Source organism: Pedobacter sp. BG31, assembly GCF_042464845.1.
GTDB lineage: Bacteria > Bacteroidota > Bacteroidia > Sphingobacteriales > Sphingobacteriaceae > Pedobacter > Pedobacter suwonensis.
Window position 1 is genome coordinate 199,760 of the sequence record NZ_JBHNZK010000004.1, and the last position, 26,234, is coordinate 225,993.

Below are 26,234 nucleotides of genomic sequence, written 5' to 3' on the forward strand. Positions count from 1 at the left end.
ACTGTACCAAAATCAAACATCAGGATATAGAAAAATGAATCCATCACTAGTTTTACTAATCGATTAACTATGAAAAAACAAAATGTAATCTTTTCGTTAGCCGCAATTACGGCCCTTCTTTTTGCCTGTTCTAAAAAACAAGCGGAAGAATTAAAACCAGCAACACCAACGGATCCAACCCCGGTAACGACAGCCAATGTAACCTATAGTAATTTTGCAGGCGCACTTTTTCAAACCAAATGTAGTAGCTGCCATGGTTCAAACGGGGCAATTGCATCAGTTTGGTTATTCAACGGCATAGCCTCCATTAAAAATGATGCGCGCGTAGCGAATGCTGTTCTGGTTACCAAAACAATGCCAAAAGGTGGATCAATAACCGCCAGTGAAAGAGCATTATTACAAGCCTGGGTTGATAAGGGTATGCCAGAATAATTCATCGAAATAACTCCGGTTTTTATTAGCAATTAAACATATTACAGATGCAAAAATTATTTTTCACATTAATAGCCCTGGTATTATGTACAGGTACAAAGGCGCAGATTCTGGTAAGTAAAAGCGTTAATTCTTCGTTTTTTTCTTCAACACCTGTAGAAGATATTGATGCCCAGAGCAAAACAGGCGCTTCGGCCCTTAATACCCAAACCAGCGATATCATTTTTAAAATTAACAATACTTCTTTTCAGTTCAAGAAAAAACTCATGCAGGAGCATTTTAATGAAAATTATATAGAAAGTGATAAGTATCCGACTTCTGATTTCAAAGGAAAAATTGTAGAACAGATCGATTTTTCAAAACCTGGCACTTATCCGGTAACGGTTAAGGGTAACCTGCAGCTCCATGGTGTAACCAAAGCATATACCACAAAAGGATTAATCGTCATTACCGCCGACGAGGTGAAAGCTACTTCTGCATTTAATGTAAAACTGGCCGATCATGATATCAAAATCCCAACGATCGTGTTTAAACAGATTGCAGAAACTATCCAGGTAAAAGTAACCGCCATTTATCAACCCAAAAAATAAAATTTATGAAATTTCGTCTAAAATCTCTTTTATATCTATCCGTTATTTTTCTGCCTGCTTTGGCTTCTGCACAAGATTCGCTTGAGAAAGCATTGGAGCTACCTACCGAAAAAAGTAATGTAAAGGCAACTTTTAAAGCGCCCAAACTCATCAACATACAAACCAATGAAACCATTTATAAAAATGAGCTTGATTTTAGGGTAGATCACCGTTTTGGCGATATTGCGGGTAGTGCAGGTGGTACCAAAAACTTTTTCGGACTGGATCAATCGACAGATATCCGCATTGGTTTTGAATACGGGATCAGTGATAGACTTTCCGTAGGTTTAGCAAGAGCAAAAGGAGCTGGTGTAGTTACGCAGCTTTACGAAGGAAACTTAAAATACCGCTTGCTGGAGCAAACCGCTGATGATAAAATACCTGTGGCGGTAACTTTATTCGGGAGTACTACCGTTTCAGCAGCGAAAGCTTCAACAGATCCTACGGCTGCAAATGCATTTGACGGATTTAAAGACCGCTTGACTTATGTGGTGCAGGCGGTAATTGCACGCAAGTTTAACTCAAACTTTTCAATGCTGGTGATGCCATCGTATGTACACCGCAATTTTACCGTTTTTGGCGACCAGAACGATATGCTTGCCCTATGTGTTGGCGGACGTATCAAAATTACCAAACGTATGGCTTTTGTGGCAGATTACACCATTCCATTCAGGGATAAAAATAAAGAGGCATATCTTGAAAGCACATTGGGGACCAAATACTACAAAACGCTTGGTGCCGGATTGGAATTCGAAACCGGTGGACATATTTTTCACCTTAATTTCACCAATGCAACCGCCATTCAGGAATCGCAATTTATTACCGACACCAATACTTCGTGGCTGAAAGGTCAATACCGCTGGGGCTTCAGTATAGCGCGAAGATTTTCATTTGATAAGAAAAAATCAAAATAGACCAAATTAAACAAAACTAAACAATTATGGAACGTAACGAATTTATTAAATCATTGGGACTAGGTGTTGCCATGGTTTGTACCGGAGCTTGCTTTTCTGCTTGCGGAAAAAAAAGTGATACACCAGAACCCAACCAGCCAAATGGTGGTGGTGTTGCTTCAGGCACTACAGCAAGTGTTGACCTGAGCACGCAATTATTAACTGTTGGTGCCTCTGTCACGGTAAACAGCATATTATTTATCCGTACTGCAACAGGAAATACCAGTACTTCATTTGTGGCTACACAAGCGGTTTGTCCGCACCAGGGAGGTGCATTAACATTTATTCAGGACAGTAATTACATTCAATGTGGTTTACACAGTTCGAGGTATACCACGTCAGGCAGCGTTTTAGCCCAACCGATTGGCGGTGGAACCACCAGCGCTTTAAAAGTTTATCCGCTTACTGTTTCAGGAAATAAGCTGACCGCAACAGCTTAATTCGTTTTAAGGGAAAAGGGTTGTATCATAAATTGTAATTACTTGAATTTGTCACGTTGAGCCTGTCGAAACGCCTTGTAAAATATTTAAAATGGGTGCTTCGACAAGCTCAGGGATGACAATTCTATATTTATTAGCAAGTCTCTTTTTTTATGGAAGAACCTTAGACAGTTACATTTTGTCCTTTAACATCAAAGGCATCACGTAAACCTATTGCAAGTACGTTAAAGGCATAAACCGTAAACATAATGGCTAAACCTGGTAAAACGGCGAGGTACGCAGCATCCATAATAATATAGCCATAGTGTTCTTTAATCATGCTTCCCCAGCTTGGCATAGGTGGCTGTGCACCAAAGCCTAAAAAGCTTAATCCGGTTTCGAGTAATATGGCCGATGCAAAATTAGATGAAGCCACAACCAATATAGGTCCGGCGATATTGGGCAATATGTGTTTGATAATGGTTCTGGCTGTGCTAAAACCCAGGGCCCTTGCCGCTTCTACAAATTCTACTTCTTTTAAAGCCATTACCTGCCCTCGCACCAGTCTGGCCACATCTACCCAGGTTGATAAACCTACAGCGATAAATATCTGCCAGAATCCTTTCCCTAAAGCAAATGATATGGCAATAACGAGCAGAAGTGATGGCAGCGACCAAACCACATTCATAAACCAGCTGATGGAGGCATCTACCCGGCCTCCAAAATACCCTGCAATGGCACCTAAACTTACCCCAATAAAAAGTGAAATCAGCACCGCCATCAAACCTACAGATAACGACACACGGATGCCCAGAATCAATCGGCTTAACAAATCGCGGCCATAAATATCAGTTCCTAAAATATAGGTGCGAGTGTAGATGTTATTTTTTTCAAAAACTGCTTCTGGCGATCCTATTTTCGAAGGCAAAACACAACTTGGACATAAATCTTTAAGCTTGTATATCGTTTCCTTTGCTTTTTCATCATCTCCAATGTACTCCTGCACATAAACCGCATCACCTTCTATTTTATATGACGTGATCGGAATACCTTTAAAAGCAGGTGCTTGCCCATAGAACATCCGCTCCAAAAGGTTAACCTTCTCTACTTTTGGATTTCGGCTGGTAATTAAGAATGTAAAGGTACTGCCTGGCTTCTTTTTGTTTAACTGGAGTGTTTGTACATTCGCATTTGGAGAATCATCAGGCATAATCAGATAGCCCAAAATGCCCATCAGCATCAAGAGTAAGATAAAGATCAGACCGCCAAAGGCCAGCTTATTCTGCTTAAACTTTAACCAAACTTTTTTTGATGGGCTATTATCCATTACCTAACCATTCTGCCTTTCCATTTGTATTTTCCACTATTTCCCGCAATGCCGATATACACCATGTAAATTACATGGAGCACATTTAAAACAGGTATTAAAATGAGTAAGCTGCGCCGCTTTGCAAAGCCTGTTACATCCCATAAAAATAGGGTTTCTAAAACCATTTTAACCAATAATTGATAAAATGTAATAACCAAAAAGCCAGGAATAAAAAGTCCGGTTATAAAATTTGCAAGAATAGAAAGATTAAAAATCCAAATCAGCACCCCTAATACGATAATGGCCTTATTTTTATAACGGGTACTCTTCGAAGCCCAGCGTTTACGTTGCTGGATAAATGCTCCCAGGTTTTCTTTTGCATGGGTATACACAATGGCCTCTCTGTTTTTAAGGAAACCGATCTGATCCGGATATTTAGCTGCAATTTTATGCAGCAATAGCTCATCATCGCCTGATGCCAGATCATCTATCCCCTGAAAGCCCCCGACTTCATAAAAAGTTGTTTTTTCATAGGCCAGATTTGCACCGTTACAAGTTGAAGGCTGTTTATTTCCAATGGTAGAAGCGCCTAACCCTATAAGATAGAGAAATTCTAAAGACTGTAACCGCTCAAAAAAACTCTTCTCCTGAAAATAAGCAACGGGAGAAGAAATCATTTTATAGTTTTTCTCTTCATACAACTTTACAATCGTGGTCAACCAATTAGGCCCCATCCGGCAATCTGCGTCAGTAGTAATAATCAAGTCTCCAGTGCAGGTGCCAATAGCGGTTTGGATAGCTTTTTTCTTGTAAGAATTTAATGCCCGATCCTCATTCAACTTAATTAGTTTTACATTACGATCGGCATAACTCAGCACAATTTCTGCGGTCCTGTCAGTAGAATGGTCATCAATAATAATAATCTCCGTTAAAGCTTTTGGATATTCCTGAGCAATCAGATCATCAATCGTTTTGTTGATATTCTCCTCTTCATCTCTTGCAGCAACAATAATAGAAACCTTGGTTCGAGGATCAGATTTTTGTGGGCTAAAATATGTGAGGTTATGCCACCCCCTGATGAAATTGAGCACCAAAAAACCATAAATTAAGGTTAGCGCAGCAGAAAATAAACTAGTTAGATTTAAGATTTCCAAAAAAATTGAGTTTAAAAACGAAATAAGTGCCTAAGATAGCAGGAATTATAATATTAATGAGCCAAATGCTGGCGGTACATGCAATAACGGCCGCGTGCTGATCTGTTACATGTTTAAAAAGCTCAACCGCAGTAACACTTCTGATGCCTACGTCAAAAAGATCAAGCGAAGGTAATGCCGACTGTACCAAAAATAGCAAACAGGTCATCATTACAATATCAGCATATTGCAGTCCCGGCACCAGCCAAACAAAAAGAATAAAGTACTGCGAACTGAATATCAGGTAACGGGCAAAACAATAAGTTATAATTTTAAAGAGTTCTTTTTTTCTGTACCGGGCTAAAATGCTATAAAATTTTTTGTATTTCCGGGTGAATTTGAAAGACAATAAAATCCCGTTCAACCAACGGATATTAAAGTAAAAGACCAGAAAAAACAGACAAAAAATTAAAGCAAAGAAAACCAGAACGATAAACAGTACCCGATCAATCGGTATAAATCGATATACGAAAAAGCAGGTTGCAATAGCCCCAAAAACGTTGGTTAACACCAATTGACCGATGCTCCCTACGCTCATGGCCACTATTCCAACAATTCTTCTCCGGGGAGAAAGAAAAAATACGCGACCACCATATTCGCCTAGTCTATTTGGCGTAAAAATCGCCAATGTTAACCCACAAAAAACAGATTCGACGGCCCTGTAAAAACCAATGGGCTCAATATGGCTCATCAGGTATTTCCATTTGCCAGCTTCTAAAAACCAGTTCACAAACATCAGCAGTACCACTACTCCGATCACCGTGATCATTTCTGCCTGGGGGATTCCCTCTAATAAGGTACTAAAATCATGAAGATTTTTATTTGCAACCAGTTTATGGTAAATAAACCAAAAGGCAAATATTACAATTGCAACTTTGATAAGAAGTGATATTATTTTTTTTTGCCCGCCAGTCAAGATTCTGTTTTTATTTGCAAATATGCTTAATATTGCCGTAATGTTGAACGAAAAAAAGGAACGGGTAATTATGGGCATCGATCCGGGCACTGCGGTGATGGGTTATGGCGTAATTCTGGAGAAGGGTAATAAAACGGAACTGATCAGTTTGGGCGTAGTTAAAATGACTCATTTAGACGATCCTTTTCTCAAGCTTCAGCGAATATTCGAAAAAACGGTAGTATTGATGGAGCAATATAAACCTGATGTATTGGCCATAGAAGCTCCATTTTATGGTAAAAATATCCAGGTGCTGTTAAAACTTGGCCGTGCTCAGGGCATTGCCATTGCAGCCGCGTTATCCCGAAATGTGCCAGTAACCGAATATTCTCCACGCAAAATCAAACAATCCATTACGGGCAGCGGAAACGCCACCAAAGAACAGGTAGCGGCCATGCTGCAACGTTTGCTCAACTTTAAGGAAACACCTGAGTTTTTAGATGCTACCGATGGCTTAGCCGTTGCTGTTTGCCATTCCTTTCAGAAAATTACCGCAGGGGGTAAATCTAAAACCTATTCGGGCTGGGAATCTTTTGTAAGCGATAATAAAACAAAAGTGACCGGAATAAAAAAAGTAAATACTAAGCTAAAAGGTTAACCATAGCGTCTCAATCGTCATTGCGAACCGAAGCGCGGCCTATGGTAAAGCGTGAAGCAATCTTTCTGGGTAGAAAAACAATAACATGGTTCGTGCAGACACGAACCATGAAAAAATTTAAATCTGATTATTTCTAATTAGATTTTTTGTGGCCATTTCCCTGGCCATTTTGTCCTTTCTGATAAAATGTTTTATCACAACAAATATTAAAACACCTACTATTATCAACATCCAAAGGTTAGATACAGCAATAATAATCTCTTTAAAAATTGTCCAGCCATTTACAATTCCTAACCAAAGCCTGTTTATAAATGCCGGACGGTAATCATACAGGTTATCATTCGCCACAATCATGGTTTTTACCGTGTTATCCTGATAAAAATTAAGGGTAATGGTACTGAATTTAACCCGGTTATCAATCTGCATATTATCGATTCTCTTATCCACATAATCATCTTTGATGTAAAGCGATGATTCTACGTTGGCACTTTTCTTAGATGCTACTTTATTGATTTTTTCAATCGCATCTACTCTATTCTGCGCCTTTAGTTTATTGGCCAAATAAGCAATACTCTGATCATCCATTTTCATCGACTGATGATCGACAAAGACGGCGATTTTTGCAATAGTATTTGTAAATTCATCCAGCTTCTCAGATGGCACCTTCGCAACCAGATAACCCTGAGTGCGATAAGAAGTGATTTCTTTTAACGAATCGGTAGATTGTTTAATCTTATCAGTTTCCTGAATAGTGCTTTCTATAGAAAACTCAGCAACCGTTCCGCCTTCTGCTTTAATGGTTTGGCTAAGCTGCTCTTTGGTATGCTGGACATCCTTAACCCTAAAACGCATATCTGCAGTTTTGATGATTTTTTCAGCCGTAATACTATCTGTAGGTACTCTTAATTCATTTGCATCGATAACGTCAGCGCTAGCATACTTTTCGTTCGATTTTTGGCAGCCAAAAATTGTCAAAACTATGGCTATAGCAATAATATTCCTTTTCATGATTGTGTGGTTCTAAATAAATAATCATTTTAAATATTTGCTTCAAATGGCCATCAGAAGTTTTGTGTTTTGGGTTGGTTTGTAACCCTCTTTTTCATTTAATACTATAATCTGCTTTAGGTAACCCAAAAACAAATGTTTATATAACGATGTTACATAACCTGTATTTCCATAAAGTAAAAAAATACAACAGTAACCGATTAATAATCACAAATTTACAAGACTATTTTCCTTTGTTTGCTTTAGCCCTGATGAAAAATCAGGGGCTGCCGCTGCAGTCGGGTTTAGGATAGAAAGGTCTACCTAAGTAATTTAAACCTGACAGGAGCGGGCACGAACGCAGTGAAGTAAAGCGGATGGCAGGGCTTTCGGAACCAATAGCCACAGGAACCTGCTTTTCAACAAAAGAAGATTGTAATTTCAGCAACCTTACTGTTGATGCCTGAAACTATGCGTTATTTTTTGGAAAGCAAATGCAGAAGCAGTTGGGTTATAGCAGTCCCGCCTTTTACTTTAGCCCTGATGAAAAATCAGGGGCTGCCGCTGCAGTCGGGTTTAGGATAGAAAGGTCTACCTAAGTGATTTAAACCTGACAGGAGCGGGCATGAACGCAGTAAAGTAAAGCTGATGGCAGGGCTTCGGAACCGATAGAAACAAAAACCTACTTTTCAAAAAAAGAAGATTGCATTTTCAACAACACAACTATGGATACCTGAAACTATGGGTTATTTTTTGGAAAGCAAATGCAGAAGCAGTTGGGTTATAGCAGTCCCGCCTTTTGCTTTAGCCCTGATGCTATTTTAGTGCCGATTCATCGGTAAAGAATCAGGGGCTGCCGCTGCAGTCGGGTTTAAGATAGAAAGGTTTACCTAAGTAATTTAAACCTGACAAGACCGGGCACGAACGCAGTGAAGTAAAGCGGATGGCAGGGCTTTCGGAACCGATACCCACAGGAACCTGCTTTTCAAAAAAAGAAGATTGTATTTCAATAACCTTACTGTTGATACCTGAAACTACGTGTTATTTTTAGGAAAGCAAATGCAGAAGCACTTGGGTTACAGCAGTCCCGCCCTTTGCTTTAGCCCTGATGCTATTTTAGTGCCGATTCATCGGTAAAGAATCAGGGGCTGCCGCTGCAGTCGGTTTAGGATAGAAAGGTATACCTAAGTAATTTAAACCTGACAGGAGCGGGCACGAACGCAGTGAAGTAAAGCGGATGGCAGGACTTTCGGAACCGATAGCCACAGAAACCTGCTTTTCAAAAAAAGAACACTACTTTATTTAACAACAAAAAAGCCGATTATGAATGAACATAACCGGCTTTATATTTTGATAGCAGATCGCTTATGCGTCTAATATTTTGAATACACCTTTAATGGCAATAATTGCACCTATGAACAAAACAATCCAGGATGCTAAAGACACTTGCCACGAATCATAAGTGAAACGTGCGTAAGTACCCACTATGCAAACCAGTACACCAAAAATCATTAATTTATAAATTCCTGGCTGGTTAGCCGTTTTCATACTTTCTGTATTGTGCTTTAATTCGTTGTTCTCCATAATGTTTATTTTTATGATGCAGCAAAAGTAATACTTATTGCTGAATATTTATAAAACTTAGTAACTTTTTAATCGTTCTAATCTTTGCTTTGCCTTATCCTTATCGCTTAGTTTTTCTCCCTGATACAAAGGCTTTTCCCAATCCCCGTACATTGGGTTTGGCAACATAATATATTTTGTCCCAAATAGGTTCTGGCTGGCGTTTACCTGATCGAAGGTATTTTTATTTTCGCGATAAAAAATGTTGCTAAAATCACTTAAATTGTCGCCACATAACAATAAAATATGGTGTGTTTCGCTAATCTGTTGGCGCCTTGGTTCTTTATTTGAAGTTCCTTTCGAAACCACTAAATGCGCATCATCAGCATAAGGGAAACCAAAATGTTGCAGATTTTTTAAAGTAGCTGCATAATCCTTTTCATCGCGGTTACTCACATAAAAAGTTTCAATGTTTTTTGATGCAGCAAATTTTAGAAAAGCCAATGCACCCGGAACCGTATCGGCCTGTGCCAGGTTGGTCCATTCGGTCCAGTCTGCAGGCACATAACTTAGTCCCTTTTTAATTTCATGGCCCTGAAAAGCAGAATTGTCTAAAACGGTTTCATCAATATCAACAATCACACAGTTTGGCTTTTTACTTGTATCCGCCCATAGTGCTTCTTTTAATGATAAACGAGCAAAGTTATAAGCCTGGAAACATAAGGCCCTGTATTCACCTGAAGTTTGCTGCCAAAGTACTGCATTGGTATAATCCCTTGCCGGGTTTTGAGCTTTAACAAAAAATGGAGCAGTGAATAAGATGAGGAGGATGTATTTTTTCATAACCTGAAATTAGGTTACAAAGATATGAAAAGGCAATAATTAAGCTGAAGATAAAATAGCCATCAGTCACGAATTTAAAGAGATAAAAATGGAAAAAAATACAAGCGAGTACATATCGGCCGACATCTACAGCTAATTATCCGGGTATATTTTTCATCAATTAAACCATTAGTTAAAGAATTTCGATAGCTTTGGAAACACACAAATAAAATCGCTACAATTATGAAATCTAAAAGCTTTTTAGGGCTAGCTGTTGCCCTATTTTTCTTCGCGGCTTGCAAGAAGAACGATCCAGTTACCGAGCCACCAGTTAAGCCACCTATAGAAAAACCAGTGCAAGATCCATTAGAACTTTTAAATGATTCTGCATCCTTTACTATCGATGATCAAAAAATTGTTTTAACAACCATTGCCTCAAGAGGTATCTCAAATGGAAAAGCCAATAAAAAACTAGATTCTGTTGTTAAAAATGTGGAATATATATCTGAAGACAAAAATCTATTTATGTTTGGACGATTTTTCAAATTATCAAATGAAAATAGAAATTCGATAACTGTCACATTCCTAAAAAAATACAACAAACATGAAATTGAAAAGAATCAAAATACCACATTGCTGGTTCCAAACAACAAACTAGATTTATTATCAACTGGGGAACGCAAATTTGCACTTGATTTTACCCGAGACAACGCTCAGGATGGAGTTGCAATAGAGTTGGAGGGAGGCTATAGTGGTTTGCAAACCTTTGGCTATAGCAGTTTAGCTTATCATTCTGCGCTTAACCCAGAACTACAGAAAGATTCTAAATTTGAAATAATAAGCCTCCAAAAGCTAAAATCGGGTAAATATCTACTTGAAGCGAAGTTTAATGCTTCTGTTTACCACGGAGACGGGAGTAACATTAAAAAAATTGAAAATGGTTATTTAAGATTGAAATTAAATACAGAATTCTTGTATTTCTAACATATTTTAAGCCTGCTTAGCTATCTATGAACAATGTAGTGCCCATTTCTTAATAGAGATGGGCTTCTTTTTATAATACATTATTAAATGCTCAAAAAACTTCCCCTATCGGTTTTCGATACCAATAATGTCTCTGCATCAGGGTAAGCATGTGTAAAGGTAAGCGGAATTTTATTTTTTCCCCTTTCGCTCCATTTAAATTCAACAGCCAAAAATTTCTCTCTAGTTTTTTCCACGTAATCTATTTCCTGCTGTTGCGTGGTACGCCAGAAAAAGCATTCAGCCTCGATCTGGTTCTGATGCAGAAACTTCATCCTTTCAGCAATCATATAATTTTCAAACAGTGCGCCAACGTCATTCCTATTGGCTAAGGGATTGAAATTTCGGGTAATGGCATTCACAATACCCGTATCGTAAAAATAGATTTTCTTATTTTTTTTAATCTCATTGCGTACATTGCCAGCAAAGGCAGGTAAACTAAACACCACAAACGCTTTTTCAAGCAGACTGATGTACTTATCAACTGTTTTCTGATCGGCCTTTACCAGCTGCGCCAGCTCCGAAAAGTTCATTTCACTGCCTACCTGCAGCGCTAAAGCTTTTACAATTTTTTCGAAAAGGAGTGGCTTTTTAACATCTTCTAAAGTAAAAAGATCCTTATACAGGTAACTATCTGCAAGTAACTTTAAATGTTCTTCTGCATTTTGTGGGTCATTAATAATTTCGGGATAAGAACCATAAATTAAACGTTGTTCCAAGGATCGTTCTTCAGTTATAAAATCTGTGTCACTTACCAGCTCCGCATACGAAAAAGGCAAAAGCATCATCTCGTACTTTCTACCGGTCAGCGGCTCGTTTATTTTACCCGATAGTTCAAATGCTGATGAACCTGTAGCAATCACCTGAACAGACTTAAAACGATCTACAATAATTTTGATCAGCAAACCGACATCATTGATCCGTTGAGCCTCATCAATAAAAAGTACTTCGTAGCCAGCGAGCATCTGTTGAATTTGTGCGGCATTCGGTTTGGCCAAAGTTTCCCTAACGTCTGCATCGTCTCCGTTTAGATATAATGTTCTTTTATCAACTTTTGTCAATAACAGTTCTACAAAGGTAGTTTTGCCGGTTTGTCTGGGTCCATATACAATAAAGGCCTTACCTTTAAAAAGCCTTTCAAGCGCATAAGCCAGCTGTTTCCTAACAATCATAAGTTAAAAGTGTTTCACAAAAATATAATAATTTTGGATTTAAATCCATAAAAAACATAATAATTTTGGATTTGAATCCATAAAAAACATAATAATTTTGGATTAAAAAATGATTAAAAAGAAAAAAGCCCATCTCAGTTAAGAAATGGGCCTATACTTTATTCAATTGCGTACTGTTATCCGTTCAATGCTGCTGCACCGCTTACAATCTCGGTTAACTCAGTTGTAATGGCTGCCTGACGTGCCTGGTTGTATGAAAGTTTTAAAGCTTTTAATAACTCACCTGCATTTTCAGTTGCCTTATCCATTGATGTCATACGTGCACCATGTTCAGAAGCATGTGAATCCAATACCGCTTTGTACAACTGAATTTTAATAGATTTAGGAATCAATTGTTCTACAATTTCTTCTTGAGAAGGCTCTAAGATATAATCAACGTTAGTTGTTTTCTTATCTACTTTTGTTTCAGTTACAGGTTCAGCTTTTGGCAAAGGCAATAACTGTTCTGTAGTAATAAACTGTACAGCTGCGTTTCTGAAACGGTTGTACACCACCTCTACTTTATCAAACTCGCCTTTAACGAAACCAGCCATAATGGCATCGGTAATTTTGGTTACATTTTCGAAAGTTAAATCTGAAAATATTTCGTTATTGTTACCGATAACGTTGTACTTGCGCTTCTCGTAAAAATCCTGTGTTTTCTTACCGATAGAAATAATGCTCACATTACCGTTTTTCAACTGTTCACTATACTTCTCAGCAATTAAATTATTGGCCGCTTTAATTACGTTCATGTTAAAAGCTCCAGCCAAACCACGGTTTGATGAAACAGTAACAATTAAAACCTTATTGGGCTCACGCTCCTGAATAAAAGGTGATGAAGAGCCCTCTAAACTCGCAGACAGATTACCTAAAATCTCTTTTAGTTTAGTTGCATAAGGACGTAAAGCGATAATTGCATTAGTGGCACGTTTTAACTTAGCTGCCGAAACCATTTTCATAGCCTTGGTAATCTGCTGCGTTGATTGTACCGATGCAATCCGGTTTCTTACTTCTTTTAAATTAGCCATTCTTTAGTTTTGCGTGGAGCGAAGGGCGTTGAGCGTCCGGCCATCGCCTAACGCTTAGCGCCCTGCACTTAGCTTATTAATATTTACTTGAAATCTCTTTTGCTACGGTATCCAATACACCAGTAATGGTATCATCAAATTTACCAGCTTTTAATGCCGCTAAAGTTTCCGGATGACGTAATTCCAATTGGGTTAAGAATTCCGTTTCAAATTCTTTTACCTTGTTAACCGGAACGTTACGCATTAAGTTTTTAGTACCAGCGTAAACAATGGCAACTTGTTTCTCAACAGTAAACGGAGAGAACTGTGCTTGTTTCAGCATTTCTACGTTACGTGCACCTTTATCCAATACCGATTTAGTTGCAGCATCTAAGTCAGAACCGAATTTAGAGAAAGCCTCTAACTCACGGTATTGAGCCTGGTCTAATTTTAAAGTACCTGCTACTTTTTTCATCGATTTGATCTGCGCATTACCACCCACACGTGATACCGAGATACCTACGTTAATTGCCGGACGGATACCTGAGTTGAACAAGTTCGACTCCAAGAAGATCTGACCATCTGTAATCGAAATTACGTTGGTTGGAATATAGGCAGAAACGTCACCCGCTTGTGTTTCGATAATTGGTAAAGCCGTTAATGAACCACCACCTTTAACGATATGTTTAATCGACTCTGGTAAATCGTTCATTGCTTTAGCGATATCATCGTTAGCGTTGATTTTCGCGGCTCTTTCTAACAAACGGCTGTGCAAGTAGAAAACGTCACCTGGATAAGCTTCACGGCCCGGTGGACGACGAAGTAGTAGAGATACCTCACGGTAAGCTACAGCCTGTTTAGATAAATCATCATAAACAATTAAAGCTGGTTTACCTGTATCGCGGAAGAACTCACCAATTGCAGCACCTGCGAAAGGAGCATAGAATTGCATCGGAGCAGGATCTGCAGCCGAAGCAGCCACAACAACGGTATATGGTAAAGCGCCGTTTTCTTCTAGTGTACGTACAATGTTGGCAACGGTAGAGTTTTTCTGACCGATAGCTACATAAATACAGAACACAGGCTGGCCTGCTTCGTAAAATTCTTTTTGGTTTATAATGGTATCGATACAAACAGCAGTTTTACCAATCTGACGATCGCCGATAACCAACTCACGTTGACCACGACCGATCGGAATCATTGCATCGATTGCTTTAATACCAGTTTGTAAAGGCTCGTTTACCGGCTGACGATAAATTACCCCTGGTGCTTTACGCTCTAAAGGCATTTCGTAAGTTTCACCCAGGATCGGACCTTTACCATCTAAAGGCTCACCTAAAGTGTTCACTACGCGGCCAAGCATACCTTCACCAACTTTAATAGAGGCAATTTTTTTGGTACGTTTAATGGTATCACCTTCTTTGATCTCGTCAGAAGCACCTAAAAGTACCACACCCACGTTATCTTCTTCAAGGTTTAATACGATCCCCTGAAGTCCGTTTGCAAATTCAACCAACTCTCCCGATTGAACTTTAGTTAAACCGTAAACACGGGCAATACCGTCGCCCACTTGCAACACGGTACCAACTTCTTCCAGTTCGGTTTCTGATTTGAAGCCCGCCAATTGCTGTCTGATAATTGCCGATACTTCGTCTGGTCTTACCTCTACCATAATTTTACTTTATATCTTTTTATAAATGTTTAGTGCTTAGCGCATGGCGCTTGGCGTTTTCCGTGCCATACGCTTATCGCAATATTTGTTTTTTGCTTAGCGTTAGGAGCCTGGCGTTTATATCGCCTACACCTATGCTTCACCATATTTTCAGGCCATTTGCGAATCAACGCTTAACGCAAAACGCTATTCGCTTACTGCGCAAATTCTTTTTTAAGTTTACTTAAACCGCTGGCAATACTGGCATCAAATTGCTTATCTCCAACTTTTAATATAAAACCACCAATCAGTTTCTCGTTAATTTTTTCGTTAACTATAACCTGGTTGGCGCCTAATTCTTTTTTTACAATTGTTATAATCTGCTCTTTGGCCTCAGGACTTAAAGTCGCTGCAGTAGTTACATCAGCAGTAACAATACCTTTAATTAAATTATATTGTTGTATAAACTGTTTTGCTGTTGCAAATAAAATCGCCGAACGACCTTTGCTTACCACAACCTTGAAAAAAGAGATGGTTAGTTTGCTTACTTTATCCGTAAAAATTCCGTTTAAAATACCAGTTTTCTTATCTAAAGGTACAATCGGGTTTTTTAATATTGCTTCTAGTTCAGGGGTTTCATCAACCACTTTCTCAAACAAAACCATATCATTATAAGCTGATTCTAACGCATTGTTTTCAACGGCTAGGTCTATTAATGATTTGGCATATCTGCCTGCAACTTTAATTTCTGACATATTTTTAGGTGTGAGATGGAAGATGTGAGATGTGAGATGTGAGATTGAGTATTCAGAGTAATCTCCTCTCTCATATCTAATGTCTCAAATCTAGTATCTCCTATCTATTTTCTCAAACTAGTTTAATTCAACGTCTTTTAACAAGTTAGCCACTAAAGCTTCCTGTTTGGTTTTATCATCTAACTGCGTACGTAGTACACGTTCAGCAATTTCTAATGATAAAGTAGAAACCTGGTCTTTAACTTCAGCTAAAGCAGCTTTCTTTTGGTTTTCGATCTCGATTTTAGCTTTCTCGATCAATTTAGCACCTTCAACCTGAGCCTGTTTTTTAGCCTCATTTAAGATGCTATCTTTTAAGGTTTTAGCTTCCTTTAAAATCTCATCACGCTCCGCACGGGCCTGCTGCATTAAATCCTGATTCTGGCTGGTTAAACGAGCCATCTCCTGTTTAGCCAATTCAGCTTTGTTTAAAGCCTCATCAATGCTTTGCTCACGCTCGTGAATTGCACCTAAAATAGGTTTCCATGCAAATTTTCTAAGTAAGATCAATAAGCAGATGAATGCTAGCGATGTCCAAAAAACCAAACCTATGCTTGGGGTTACTAATTCCATTTTATCTAATTTTTTATTCTTAATACTTTAATAAGGCGGGGTAAATAACCAATCGTTAAATACCCTGCCAGAGTTTTTCAGATTGAATTATTGAGGATTGTTACCTAATAATGCAACTACAACACCGAATAAAGCAGCACCCTCAATAAGGGCAGCAGCGATAATCATTGCAGTCTGAATTTTTGATGCAGCTTCCGGTTGACGAGCAATACCTTCCATTGCTTTACCACCTACTTGACCGATACCGATACCTGCACCGATTACTGCTAAACCGGCACCGATTGCCGCGATTGAACCTACCATAACTAATTTAATTTATATTAATTTGCAAAAAATAGTTTTCTGTTAATGATGTTCTTCTACTGCCATGCCAATAAACAGGGCAGTTAATAAGGTAAAAATAAAGGCCTGTAAAAATGCCACCAATAATTCCAATACATCCATAAACAATACGAACGCAACTGAAACCGGGGCAATAGCCAGTGTTTCGAAAATAAAAATTAAGGATATTAAACTTAATACGATAATGTGACCAGCTGTAATGTTTGCAAACAAACGCACCATCAAAGCGAAAGGCTTAGAAATGATACCGATCAATTCCACAGGGATCATAATCGGATATAACCAAAAAGGAACATCCGGTCTGAAAATGTGTTTCCAATAATATTTGTTACCATTGATGTTAACGATAATCAAAGTACCTAAAGCCATTACAAAAGTTAGGGCAATATTACCGGTAACGTTGGCACCACCTGGAAAAATCGGAATCAAACCGAATAAGTTATTAAATAGGATAAAGAAAAAAGTAGTCAACAAATAAGGCATAAATTTCGCGTATTTATGACCAATGTTGGGCTTAGCAATATCATCTCTTACAAAAAGAACAACAGGCTCAATAAAAGATTGCAGACCTCTTGGTGCTTTACCGGCACGTTTTTTATAAGCTCCGGCAACCGAAATAAATACAATAAGGATAACCAGAATAGCCACAAACATCGCAGCAACGTTTTTAGTGATCGAGAAATCTAAAACAGCTTTACTTGCTTCCTCATCCACTTTACCATCAGCACCAACTACTTTAACATGATCCTCTTCTAAACGATAGTTATTGTATTTACCATTATAATCGTGTTCACCATGGTGAAAATTACCTGAAGAGAAAACCTCTAAACCATTAGGCGTATATAAAATTACCGGAAGAGGCAACGAAGTATGTCCCCAAAGATGCCACATGTGCGAATCAGCAATGTGTTCCATAATTACTTTGGTAGGCTCGAATTTTTCTTTACCATGATTGGCCTCAGATCCATGTTCTCCTGAAACAGCATGAGCAGATTCTGCAACAGCACTATCAACAGGTACAACAGTGCTATCAACTTGAGCGAAAGTATCAATCTTGATAGATAAAAACGCGATTAAAAGCGTAAAAACAATAGTTAGCCTTTTAACTTTAGACACAAAAACTCGGTTACAATCCATTTATTGGCAGTTTTTTACTTTAAATTTTGGTGGCGCAAGTTACGTAACAAACAGTAAACTTCAAAGACCGTAAACAATAAATATAAAGAAAAAAAATTAAGCAGAAACACAGACCCAATTCCCTTTGCTTTTATACTGTAAATCAACACGAAAGCCATACAAAAAATCATTTTCACAGCAATTGATCCCATAATGGCCATAATACCTACTTCAGGATCACGTTTTATACCAATATCAACCAGCATGTAAGCGATATAAGTGATACCAGCCAAAAAACCGAACATCACCCAAAAATTGTTCACCAAAAGCTGCTTATCAGGAAATACTAAAGGTAACACGGCAACAACGCCTATTAATAAGCCTACGAAAATAAAATAGATACTGGTAAATTTGGCTAGCGTCAATGTATAATTTCTTAGCAGATAAAACTTTTTGCAAAGATAAGGTTTTTAGTATCAAGTAAGTAGTAACATAAGAAATATTGCAAAAGTGCTTTGTTGTTTAACCGTTTAATTGGTTAATCGTTTAATTGAAACCTGCTAACTGAAAATTGAAAACTGAAAAACTGCCAACTAACCCCTGGTAACCTGTCTGATCGCCTGATAAAGTGCAATCCCTACACCGGCCAGGGCAAAAGCTGCAGTGATGAAATTGGTTTTGCTGTTTCGGTGTTCATCAATTTTATAACCTATAAAAGTAAGCAGGCCTATGGTAGCGATCATCTGGAAACCAATGGCAGAATACTTTGCTGCTGCATTTACCTTTTTCTTTGTATCTTCTCCTCGCTGATTTTCCATTTTTTAATGCAATAATTAAATTAACTTTGAATAATTAAAATTTGTTACCAATTAAAATATTTTTCTATCTATATTGTTTATTATACATTACCTAAGAGATTGATCATACTTGAAAAATTACGCTAACAAAAACTTAAATCCCTTCATTATTCTCATCAGTATTTTTATTTATGGCTGCGTTGCAAATAAAGATACTGCAGTTGACCGTAGGTTTCAGAACTTAACCGCAAAATACAATTATATCTATAACGCCAATGTTTTACTAAGCGAATACAATGCGGGTTTGCTGCAAAGTTATGCGGATAATTACGAAAAGATTCTACCGGTTTACCTTGATCCTGAGCCACAGATAAATTTAGTACTCACACCCGGGGCTGCCAATAAACAGCTTGATGATGTGATTGCCAAAGGACAAACCATTATCAACGATAAAAGTTTCAGTAACTATATTGACGATGCCTACATGCTTTTGGGCAAGGCAAATTACCTTAAAGGGAATTATTTTATCGCATCAGAGTATTTTGATTACACGGCGAAAACTTACAATAGCGACCTGAAGACATTTATCATGGCTATGAACTGGAAAGCACGTAGCCAAATGGAACTTAACAATATGGTACTGGCCGATAAAATTATTGATACCATGCTACGCGCGTCTGATGAGTTAAAAAAGGACCTGGCCGAACCCCTTGCTACGGCGGCCCAAATACGAATCTATCAAAAACGGAATAAAGAAGCCATCTTGTTATTAGAATCGGCCATCGCTTTACCTGCAGAAAAACAGCTACGCATCCGTTGGCGATTTATATTGGCGCAGTTACAGGAAAAAGAAAAAAATATTCAGGATGCTTATGCCAATTTCACCAAAGTTGAAAAAAGCAATGCACCTTTTGAGATGTATTTCCATGCCAATTTAAACCGGATTAAACTAAAAGCACTATTAAATGGAGAAAAACTTAATAAGGAACAGCAACTTTTAGCTTTATTGAAAGACGATAAAAATACTGATTATACCGATCAGATTTATTATCAGGTTGGGGAGCTTTTCTCGGCAGAGGGAAATTTTTTAAAGGCAGAAGAAAACTACCATAAGTCGGTTTTAAAAAGCACCAGAAACCAAACGCAAAAGGCGCTATCTTACTTAAGAATTGCAGATTTAAACTTTAAAGAATTTAACAACTATGTTAAAGCAAAGCTGTACTACGATAGTACTGTGATGATTTTACCTAAAAACTTCCCTGATTATCATAACATTGTTAAAAAGGCAGATAACCTGCAATATTTAACAGACCGGTATACCATTATCGCCAAAGAAGATACTGCTCAGGCTTTTGCCAAACTTCCGGCTGCGGAGCGGGAGGCTAAAGTAAAAGCTTATTTAACACCAAAGGTTGAAGTGAGTAATACAGGTGGCGTAATGAATAGCCAATTTTTAAATGATCCGGATTTTCCAAACAGGAGCTTGAATACGCCAAACAGTATTACAGGAAATACTTTCTATTTCAATAATAATGCAGCAATTAGTAATGGTTTTGCCGATTTTAGAAAAAGGTGGGGAACAAGACAGCTGGAAGATAACTGGCGCCAAAGCATCCGGTCGTCAGCACAGGAAACCAATCAGGTTTTAGCGGGAGGAAAGGTAGCTACCGAAATTATACCAGCAAATGGCCAAACCAACCAAACGGCAGCAGATCAAACCTCGCTGGAAAAACAGTTTTTGGATGCTTTACCCACCACACCAGCACTATTGGCATCATCGGATCAAAAAATTATTGATGCCTATTTCGAAATGGCCAGTTTCTACCAACAAGAACTGAATGATAAGCAGGAAGCAAATAAAATATATCTGGAACTGATTAAACGATATCCGGAAAATAATCATTTAGTTGCCATTTACTATAGTTTATATCTCAATTATAAAGGCATTGATGAAGTAAAATCTGAGCAGTATAAGCAATTGGTGCTGACCAAATTCCCAGAATCAAACTTTGCGAAGAATATTTTAGATCCATCGTACTCGGCCAAGCAAACACAGATGGAAAATATGGCCATTAACAATTACAACTCAACTTTCGATGCTTATATAAAAAAAGACTATGCCACCGTGGTAAAACAGGCTGATGACAATATCATCACTTTCCCTGAAAATGATCTGGCACCGCAATATGCCTATTTAAAAGCCATCGCTGTTGGACGTACAGCAAAGGTTGATCCGCTACTCACCGAATTTAACCTCATCACCAATCGCTATCCTAACGACAAAATTATTACGCCTTTGGTACGCGACCACTTGAAGTATATTGAGGCCAATCTTGACGAATTTAAACAGCGCCCTGTAGCCCTTGTTGATTTTGACGCAAATACGCCGCGTTTTGTGAGCCAGGCCGCCACAGTTTCAGTTCCAAAAAAACCGCTGGTGGTTGAAAATCCTGTAGCAAAAATAACTGAACCAACTCCTGTAGCCAAACCAGTTGAGGTTAAGCCGGTTGATCCAACTAAACCTGCTGGTATTTTCAGTACGGCCAAATCAGAAGAATATTATTACGTAATAGACGTTGCCGACGCCACTTTAACCTTAAGTTCATCACGCTTCGGCATTGGTCAGTTTAACCGCGGAAATTATCCGGACAACGATCTGGAACATAAATTGGTAGAGTTGGATAACGATCAGTTGATTTACATTACCAGTTTTATCGATTTAGAGGATGCCAAACTTTACGAATCGAGCATTGTTGGTCAGTTAAAGAATATTATGAAAGTTCCGGCCAACCTGTATAAAGGTTTTATCATCAGTAAAGAAAATTTTCAAAAACTGACAGACAGAACAAGGATTAATGAATACCTGGAGTTTTTAAACGAAAATTATAAATAAGCGAAAGTAAAAGAACAAAGCTCAAACACCAAAGCAAAAGGCATAAACACCAAAGCTTAAATTTGATTCTATAAAAAATTAATAAATTTGCATCCAAAATCACCTATCCCGGTGTTTTGCAAAATAAAAACACAAAATGAACAAATCCCTTTCCCCACAGGATACAAAAAGATACAGCTTACTCATCTGGAAATTATTGATTGGAGGAATTGCCCTATTTGCTATTTTCATTTCGATGATTGGATTTGGGCTATTTGGTGCTTTACCCTCTTTCAGGGACATTGAGCACCCGAAAAGCAACCAGGCATCAGAAATTATTGCCGAGGATGGCCGTCCTTTAGGTACTTATTTTGTGCAAAACAGATCGAATGTTACTTATAAAGATATTTCTGAAAATGTAATCAATGGATTAATTGCAACAGAAGATACCCGCTTTAAAGAACATTCAGGAATAGATTTTAAACGTACCTTTACCATTATCGGTTACAATTTGATCGGCAAAAAACAAGGTGCCAGTACCATTACCCAGCAATTGGCTAAAAATCTTTTCCCACGCGAATCGAACCTTAATTTTTTCTCGCTGGTATTAACGAAATTTAAAGAGTGGATTGTTGCCGTTAAACTGGAGCGTAACTATACCAAAGAAGAAATTATTACCATGTATTTAAATACAGTAGATTTTGGTAACCAGGCTTATGGGATTAAATCTGCGGCAAGGGTTTATTTCAATACCACTCCCGATAAGTTGAATTTAACACAGGCTGCAACCCTGGTGGGTATGCAAAAAGGGATTACCATGTATTCGCCCACCCGCCATCCTGAGCGTTCCAGAGAACGTAGAAATACCGTTATGGCCCTCATGGTCAAAGCTGATCTCTTAAGCCAGTCAGAATTTGATCAGCAAAAGGAAAAACCTTTGAACCTGCATTTCAATGCCGCAACCGTTAATGATGGAATTGCACCGTATTTCCGTTCGGTATTGAAGAACGATATCAAAAATATTTTCCAGGAGCAATCCATTACCAAACCTGACGGTACGCCATACGATCTGGACCGTGATGGTTTAAAAATTTATACCACCTTGAATTATGATATGCAGGTATATGCCGAGGAAGCGCAAAAGGAATATATGAAAGTGCTACAGGCGCAGTTTATCGCGAGTTGGAAGGGCAGAAACCCGTTTAAGGATAAAGCTTTACAGATTGAACAGGGAATAAAACGCTCTGATCGTTATAAAGCCTTAAAACTGGAAGGAAAATCGGATGAAGAAATTAAAGATGATTTCAACACCAAAACAGAAATGACCATTTTTACCTGGAAAGGTAATATCGATACGGTAATGAAACCGATCGACTCGGTACGTTATTATAAAATGCTGCTCAGGAATGCCATGATGACCATGGACCCGACCAACGGACATGTGAAAGCATGGGTGGGTGGAATTAATTACGAGCACTTTAAGTACGACCAGGTTAAGATGGGAACCCGCCAGGTAGGTTCAACAGCAAAACCATTTACTTACGCTGTAGCCATAGAAAATGGTTATTCGCCTTGTTATACCGTACCCAACGTTCCGGTAACGATTGAAGGTTATGGTGAGCCGTGGACACCCAGAAACTCGGGCAAACCCCTACCAGGTAGTATTACCTTACAAAAAGCACTGGCCTACTCACAAAACTTTGTTACCGCCTATTTAATGAAACAGGTTGGCCCTGTGGCTGTATCTACCCTGGCTACAAAAATGGGTATTCCAAATGTTCCAGCGTTTCCGTCGATTTGTTTGGGCACATTCGATTCTTCTGTTTATAACATGGTGGGTGCTTATGGAGCTTTTGCCAATAAAGGAATTTATACCAAACCCATTTATTTATTAAGAATTGAAGATAAAAACGGTGTGGTATTATTTTCTCAAAAGGAAATACCAAAGCCCATTATGAGCGAAGAAGTGGCTTATGTAATGACACGGATGCTTAAGGGTGTGGTAACCAACGGAACCGGATCGCGATTGAACTATAAATATAAAGTGAATGCACCAATCGGAGCGAAAACAGGTACTACCCAAAATAACTCCGATGGTTGGTTTATGGCCATTACCCCACAACTGGTAACCGGTATCTGGACGGGTTGTGAAGACCGGGCTTTCCACTTTATCAGCACCAGTCAGGGTGAGGGTGCGAATACAGCTTTACCAATTTTTGCAGGATTTATTAAAAGGGTGTACGCCAATCCGGCTTTAAAAATCAGTCATGCTGATTTCAAAGCACCAAAGTCTGGTGTTTCGATTACTTATGATTGTAACCAATACCAGCAACAAGAAGAAGGCACCAGTGAACTGGACGAGAAGTTGGGATTTTAATGAATACATCCCAACCTAAAGTTTTCGGCAAAAAATAGGAGATAAATATTAAATTTGTAATAGAAAATTGAAATATATGAGAGTTACACTAGAAATATCAGATTTTGATGAAATGAAAAAACTCCTTTCTTTATTTCAATCTATGAAATTAGAAAATATTAAAATCATTTCTCCACAGAGCAATATTAAGTCTAATATTTTAAAAGGTAATAAAACACTTAATCCCAAAGAACTTTTTGGCATTTGGAAGGATTCGCCAAGAAATATAGGAGATATAAGAGATAAAGCATGGGATCGTAAAAAATAATTATGATTTTGAGCGATACCAATATTCTCATACATGCTTTCAATGGCAATACCTCAACCATTGAAGTATTGGAGGAAATAGGCTTCAAAAACATTCTGCTCTCATCGATTACAACGATGGAACTTTTACAGGGCATGGGAAATAAAGCAGAACTGGAACAGATGAAGAAAAAGATTAAGTATTATGACATTATTCATTTTGACAGCTACATATCCCAGAAATCTATCGAACTTATCGAAAACTTCAGACTAAGCCATCATCTTCAAATACCAGATGCAATTATCGGGGCAACTGCAATTGTAAATAAAATTGAATTGTTTACTTACAACAAAAAAGATTTCGATTTTATGCCAAATATAATTCTTTATTAAAGTTACCCTAATTTTGCTCTTTTAATTCCTATGAGCAGTTTCGACCATAAAACAGCATTAACCGCAATTCCACATAAACCCGGCGTATACCAGTATTGGGACGCCGATGGAAAGCTCATGTACATTGGTAAAGCGAAAGACCTTCGTAACCGGGTAGGTTCATATTTCAATAGCGACAGGAATCAGTTTAATGGCAAAACCAGGGTGTTGGTATCCAAGATCCGTAAAATTACCTTTACCATTGTTGATACGGAAATTGACGCCTGGTTATTGGAAAACAGTCTGATCAAAAAGCATCAGCCTAAATTCAATATCAACTTAAAAGACGATAAAACCTACCCATGGATTATCGTAAAAAATGAAAATTTCCCACGCATTTACTGGACTCGTAAAGTGATCAAAGACGGCTCTACCTATTTCGGCCCTTATGGCTCGATAGGCATGATGCATACCATTCTGGATCTGATTAAAGAAACTTATCCTTTACGCACCTGTAATTTACCTTTAACGGAAAAAAACATAGATGAAGGCAAATTTAAAGTCTGTCTCGAATATCAGATTGGTAACTGTAAAGGGCCATGCCAAAACTATCAGACTGAAGCGGACTATGACAAAAACATTGGTGAGATCAAGGAAATCCTAAACGGTAAAATCGGAAATGTTATCCGCGATGTTAAAGGGGTTATTAAATCAGCATCAGAAAACCTGAACTTCGAACTTGCGCATCAATACGCAAGGAGATTAGAAGTACTGGAAAAATACCAGAGCAAATCGACGGTGGTAAACAGTGCCATTACCAATGTGGATGTAGTGAGTATTGCTTCAGATGAACGTTATGCGTTTGTGAATTACCTGAAAGTGATGAACGGAACCATTATCCAAACGCAGACCATTGAGGTTAAAAAGCAACTGGATGAAAGTGATGACGAGATTTTGACCCTGGCGATGTTAGAGTTCAGAACTAAGTTCAATAGTACCTCTAAAGAAATTATTGTTCCTTTCGAACTTTCATTGGAAGACGAAAGTTTAAAATTTACAGTCCCAAAACTGGGCGAAAAGAAGAAGCTTTTAGAGCTCTCGCAAAAGAATGTACTATTCTTCAAAAAAGAGAAGCTTAACCAATACGAAAAACTGAATCCTGATTTACGCACTGATCGGATTTTAACCACTATGCAAAAAGATCTACGCTTAACGCAGCTTCCGAAACACATCGAATGTTTTGATAACTCTAACTTTCAGGGAAAATATCCGGTTTCTGCAATTGTGGTTTTTAAAGATGCCAAACCTTCTAAAAAAGATTACCGCCATTTTAATGTGAAAACGGTTGAAGGCCCCAACGATTTTGCCACCATGGAAGAGGCCGTTTTCCGTCGCTACAGGAGAATGTTGGATGAGAACCAGTCTTTACCTCAGCTCATCATTATTGATGGTGGTAAAGGACAGCTTTCATCAGCAGTGAAAAGCTTAAAGTTATTAGGTATCGAGAATAAGGTAACTGTTATCGGAATTGCCAAAAGATTAGAAGAATTGTTCTATCCGGGCGATTCTTTTCCGTTATACCTGGACAAAAAATCGGAAACCTTAAAAGTGATACAGCAACTGCGTGATGAGGCTCACCGCTTCGGTATTACCTTTCACCGCAAGAAACGCGACCAGGGCACACTTAAAACCGAGCTTGAACAGATTGAAGGTATTGGAAAAACGACTGCAGATAAACTGTTAACGCATTTTAAATCGGTTAAAAAGATTAAAGAAGCTACAGAAAAAGAACTGTCAGCAGTACTCAATAAAAAACAGGTGATTGCCTTACTTACCCATTTTAACGAAGTATAAATTCTTTAAAATAAGCACAGTACAGCTGTAAAAATGTTAACATTTTGTTAATCTACATTGCACAATATTCAAATCCTTTTCCTCTAATTTAGGGCTG

At 38.2% G+C, this 26,234-nt stretch carries 26 protein-coding genes; 11 read left to right on the forward strand and 15 right to left on the reverse strand.

Translation table 11 applies throughout. The features are described 5' to 3' along the window. The first annotated feature begins 69 nt into the window (after positions 1-69). From ACFE6N_RS07590 to ACFE6N_RS07605, 4 genes are read left to right on the forward strand one after another with little or no spacing between them, the layout of a single operon-like run. Positions 70-432, forward strand: a complete 363-nt coding sequence (locus ACFE6N_RS07590; protein WP_145859276.1) for a hypothetical protein — start codon at positions 70-72, stop codon at positions 430-432. A gap of 47 nt (positions 433-479) precedes the next feature. Continuing rightward, positions 480-1,022: a YceI family protein gene (locus ACFE6N_RS07595; protein WP_378935261.1), complete on the forward strand. Its 543-nt coding sequence runs from the start codon at positions 480-482 to the stop codon at positions 1,020-1,022. A 5-nt stretch (positions 1,023-1,027) separates the two neighbouring features. Then, a complete protein-coding gene (locus ACFE6N_RS07600) occupies positions 1,028-1,975 on the forward strand; it encodes a DUF5777 family beta-barrel protein (protein WP_378935263.1) in 948 nt (315 codons plus the stop codon). Positions 1,976-2,001: 26 nt separating this feature from the next. Further along, entirely contained in the window at positions 2,002-2,454 is a 453-nt protein-coding gene (locus ACFE6N_RS07605; protein WP_378935265.1) for a ubiquinol-cytochrome c reductase iron-sulfur subunit, read from the forward strand. Positions 2,455-2,617: 163 nt separating this feature from the next. On the opposite strand, the gene ACFE6N_RS07610 is transcribed toward ACFE6N_RS07605, so the two are convergent. Genes ACFE6N_RS07610 through ACFE6N_RS07620 form a run of 3 tightly spaced genes read right to left on the reverse strand, consistent with a single transcriptional unit; the run spans position 2,618 to position 5,851 of the window. After that, on the reverse strand, positions 2,618-3,760 hold the full coding sequence (locus ACFE6N_RS07610) for an ABC transporter permease (protein ID WP_378935267.1): 1,143 nt from the start codon (positions 3,758-3,760) through the stop codon (positions 2,618-2,620). Beyond that, positions 3,760-4,896, reverse strand: coding sequence for a glycosyltransferase (locus ACFE6N_RS07615; RefSeq protein ID WP_378935269.1), 1,137 nt, complete (start codon positions 4,894-4,896; stop codon positions 3,760-3,762). Before ACFE6N_RS07615 ends, ACFE6N_RS07610 begins: the two co-directional genes overlap by 1 nt. Beyond that, complete coding sequence (locus tag ACFE6N_RS07620; RefSeq protein ID WP_378935271.1) at positions 4,874-5,851, reverse strand: lysylphosphatidylglycerol synthase domain-containing protein; 978 nt, start codon at positions 5,849-5,851, stop codon at positions 4,874-4,876. The genes ACFE6N_RS07615 and ACFE6N_RS07620 overlap by 23 nt, the downstream gene beginning before the upstream one ends. 40 nt (positions 5,852-5,891) lie before the next feature. Here ACFE6N_RS07620 and ruvC point away from each other — a divergent pair, with 40 nt between their 5' ends. Continuing rightward, a complete protein-coding gene (ruvC, locus tag ACFE6N_RS07625) occupies positions 5,892-6,488 on the forward strand; it encodes a crossover junction endodeoxyribonuclease RuvC (protein WP_090983357.1) in 597 nt (198 codons plus the stop codon). Between the two features lie 117 nt (positions 6,489-6,605). Here ruvC and ACFE6N_RS07630 read toward each other — a convergent pair whose 3' ends face one another. From ACFE6N_RS07630 to ACFE6N_RS07640, 3 genes are all read right to left on the reverse strand, one after another. Continuing rightward, positions 6,606-7,496 carry a DUF4349 domain-containing protein gene (locus ACFE6N_RS07630; RefSeq protein ID WP_378935273.1) on the reverse strand — a complete coding sequence of 297 codons (891 nt, stop codon included), beginning with the start codon at positions 7,494-7,496 and terminating at the stop codon, positions 6,606-6,608. 1,344 nt (positions 7,497-8,840) lie between these two features. Continuing rightward, positions 8,841-9,059 (reverse strand): hypothetical protein, encoded by a 219-nt coding sequence (locus ACFE6N_RS07635; protein ID WP_378935275.1) that lies wholly within the window; start codon positions 9,057-9,059, stop codon positions 8,841-8,843. A 57-nt stretch (positions 9,060-9,116) separates the two neighbouring features. Then, on the reverse strand, positions 9,117-9,881 hold the full coding sequence (locus tag ACFE6N_RS07640) for a 5'-nucleotidase, lipoprotein e(P4) family (protein ID WP_145859250.1): 765 nt from the start codon (positions 9,879-9,881) through the stop codon (positions 9,117-9,119). 222 nt (positions 9,882-10,103) lie between these two features. Between ACFE6N_RS07640 and ACFE6N_RS07645 the strand changes: the two genes are divergently transcribed. After that, positions 10,104-10,844: a hypothetical protein gene (locus ACFE6N_RS07645; protein WP_378935277.1), complete on the forward strand. Its 741-nt coding sequence runs from the start codon at positions 10,104-10,106 to the stop codon at positions 10,842-10,844. 83 nt (positions 10,845-10,927) lie between these two features. On the opposite strand, the gene ACFE6N_RS07650 is transcribed toward ACFE6N_RS07645, so the two are convergent. From ACFE6N_RS07650 to ACFE6N_RS07690, 9 genes are all read right to left on the reverse strand, one after another. Continuing rightward, positions 10,928-12,055 (reverse strand): ATP-binding protein, encoded by a 1,128-nt coding sequence (locus tag ACFE6N_RS07650; RefSeq protein WP_378935279.1) that lies wholly within the window; start codon positions 12,053-12,055, stop codon positions 10,928-10,930. A 176-nt stretch (positions 12,056-12,231) separates the two neighbouring features. Continuing rightward, entirely contained in the window at positions 12,232-13,125 is an 894-nt protein-coding gene (atpG, locus tag ACFE6N_RS07655; RefSeq protein ID WP_145859245.1) for an ATP synthase F1 subunit gamma, read from the reverse strand. Positions 13,126-13,201: 76 nt separating this feature from the next. Beyond that, positions 13,202-14,776 (reverse strand): F0F1 ATP synthase subunit alpha, encoded by a 1,575-nt coding sequence (atpA, locus tag ACFE6N_RS07660; RefSeq protein WP_378935281.1) that lies wholly within the window; start codon positions 14,774-14,776, stop codon positions 13,202-13,204. A gap of 194 nt (positions 14,777-14,970) precedes the next feature. Beyond that, positions 14,971-15,510 carry an ATP synthase F1 subunit delta gene (gene atpH / locus ACFE6N_RS07665; protein ID WP_378935283.1) on the reverse strand — a complete coding sequence of 180 codons (540 nt, stop codon included), beginning with the start codon at positions 15,508-15,510 and terminating at the stop codon, positions 14,971-14,973. A gap of 117 nt (positions 15,511-15,627) precedes the next feature. Continuing rightward, a complete protein-coding gene (locus tag ACFE6N_RS07670; RefSeq protein ID WP_090983248.1) occupies positions 15,628-16,122 on the reverse strand; it encodes a F0F1 ATP synthase subunit B in 495 nt (164 codons plus the stop codon). Between the two features lie 87 nt (positions 16,123-16,209). Continuing rightward, the gene (gene atpE, locus ACFE6N_RS07675) at positions 16,210-16,425 is read right to left on the reverse strand and encodes an ATP synthase F0 subunit C (protein WP_056087863.1); all 216 of its coding nucleotides are present in this window, start codon (positions 16,423-16,425) and stop codon (positions 16,210-16,212) included. Between the two features lie 42 nt (positions 16,426-16,467). Beyond that, positions 16,468-17,601 carry a F0F1 ATP synthase subunit A gene (gene atpB, locus ACFE6N_RS07680; protein WP_378935286.1) on the reverse strand — a complete coding sequence of 378 codons (1,134 nt, stop codon included), beginning with the start codon at positions 17,599-17,601 and terminating at the stop codon, positions 16,468-16,470. Positions 17,602-17,615: 14 nt separating this feature from the next. Further along, positions 17,616-18,005, reverse strand: coding sequence for a hypothetical protein (locus tag ACFE6N_RS07685; protein ID WP_378935288.1), 390 nt, complete (start codon positions 18,003-18,005; stop codon positions 17,616-17,618). 168 nt (positions 18,006-18,173) lie between these two features. Beyond that, positions 18,174-18,398 carry an AtpZ/AtpI family protein gene (locus ACFE6N_RS07690; RefSeq protein WP_378935290.1) on the reverse strand — a complete coding sequence of 75 codons (225 nt, stop codon included), beginning with the start codon at positions 18,396-18,398 and terminating at the stop codon, positions 18,174-18,176. 109 nt (positions 18,399-18,507) lie between these two features. Here ACFE6N_RS07690 and ACFE6N_RS07695 point away from each other — a divergent pair, with 109 nt between their 5' ends. From ACFE6N_RS07695 to uvrC, 5 genes are all read left to right on the forward strand, one after another. Further along, on the forward strand, positions 18,508-21,270 hold the full coding sequence (locus ACFE6N_RS07695; protein WP_378935291.1) for a gliding motility protein: 2,763 nt from the start codon (positions 18,508-18,510) through the stop codon (positions 21,268-21,270). 136 nt (positions 21,271-21,406) lie between these two features. Further along, positions 21,407-23,626, forward strand: coding sequence for a transglycosylase domain-containing protein (locus ACFE6N_RS07700; protein WP_378935293.1), 2,220 nt, complete (start codon positions 21,407-21,409; stop codon positions 23,624-23,626). A gap of 76 nt (positions 23,627-23,702) precedes the next feature. Beyond that, on the forward strand, positions 23,703-23,933 hold the full coding sequence (locus ACFE6N_RS07705; protein WP_378935295.1) for a hypothetical protein: 231 nt from the start codon (positions 23,703-23,705) through the stop codon (positions 23,931-23,933). A gap of 2 nt (positions 23,934-23,935) precedes the next feature. Further along, the gene (locus ACFE6N_RS07710; RefSeq protein WP_378935297.1) at positions 23,936-24,304 is read left to right on the forward strand and encodes a type II toxin-antitoxin system VapC family toxin; all 369 of its coding nucleotides are present in this window, start codon (positions 23,936-23,938) and stop codon (positions 24,302-24,304) included. 30 nt (positions 24,305-24,334) lie between these two features. After that, complete coding sequence (gene uvrC / locus ACFE6N_RS07715) at positions 24,335-26,137, forward strand: excinuclease ABC subunit UvrC (protein WP_378935299.1); 1,803 nt, start codon at positions 24,335-24,337, stop codon at positions 26,135-26,137. The last annotated feature ends 97 nt before the right edge of the window (positions 26,138-26,234 follow it).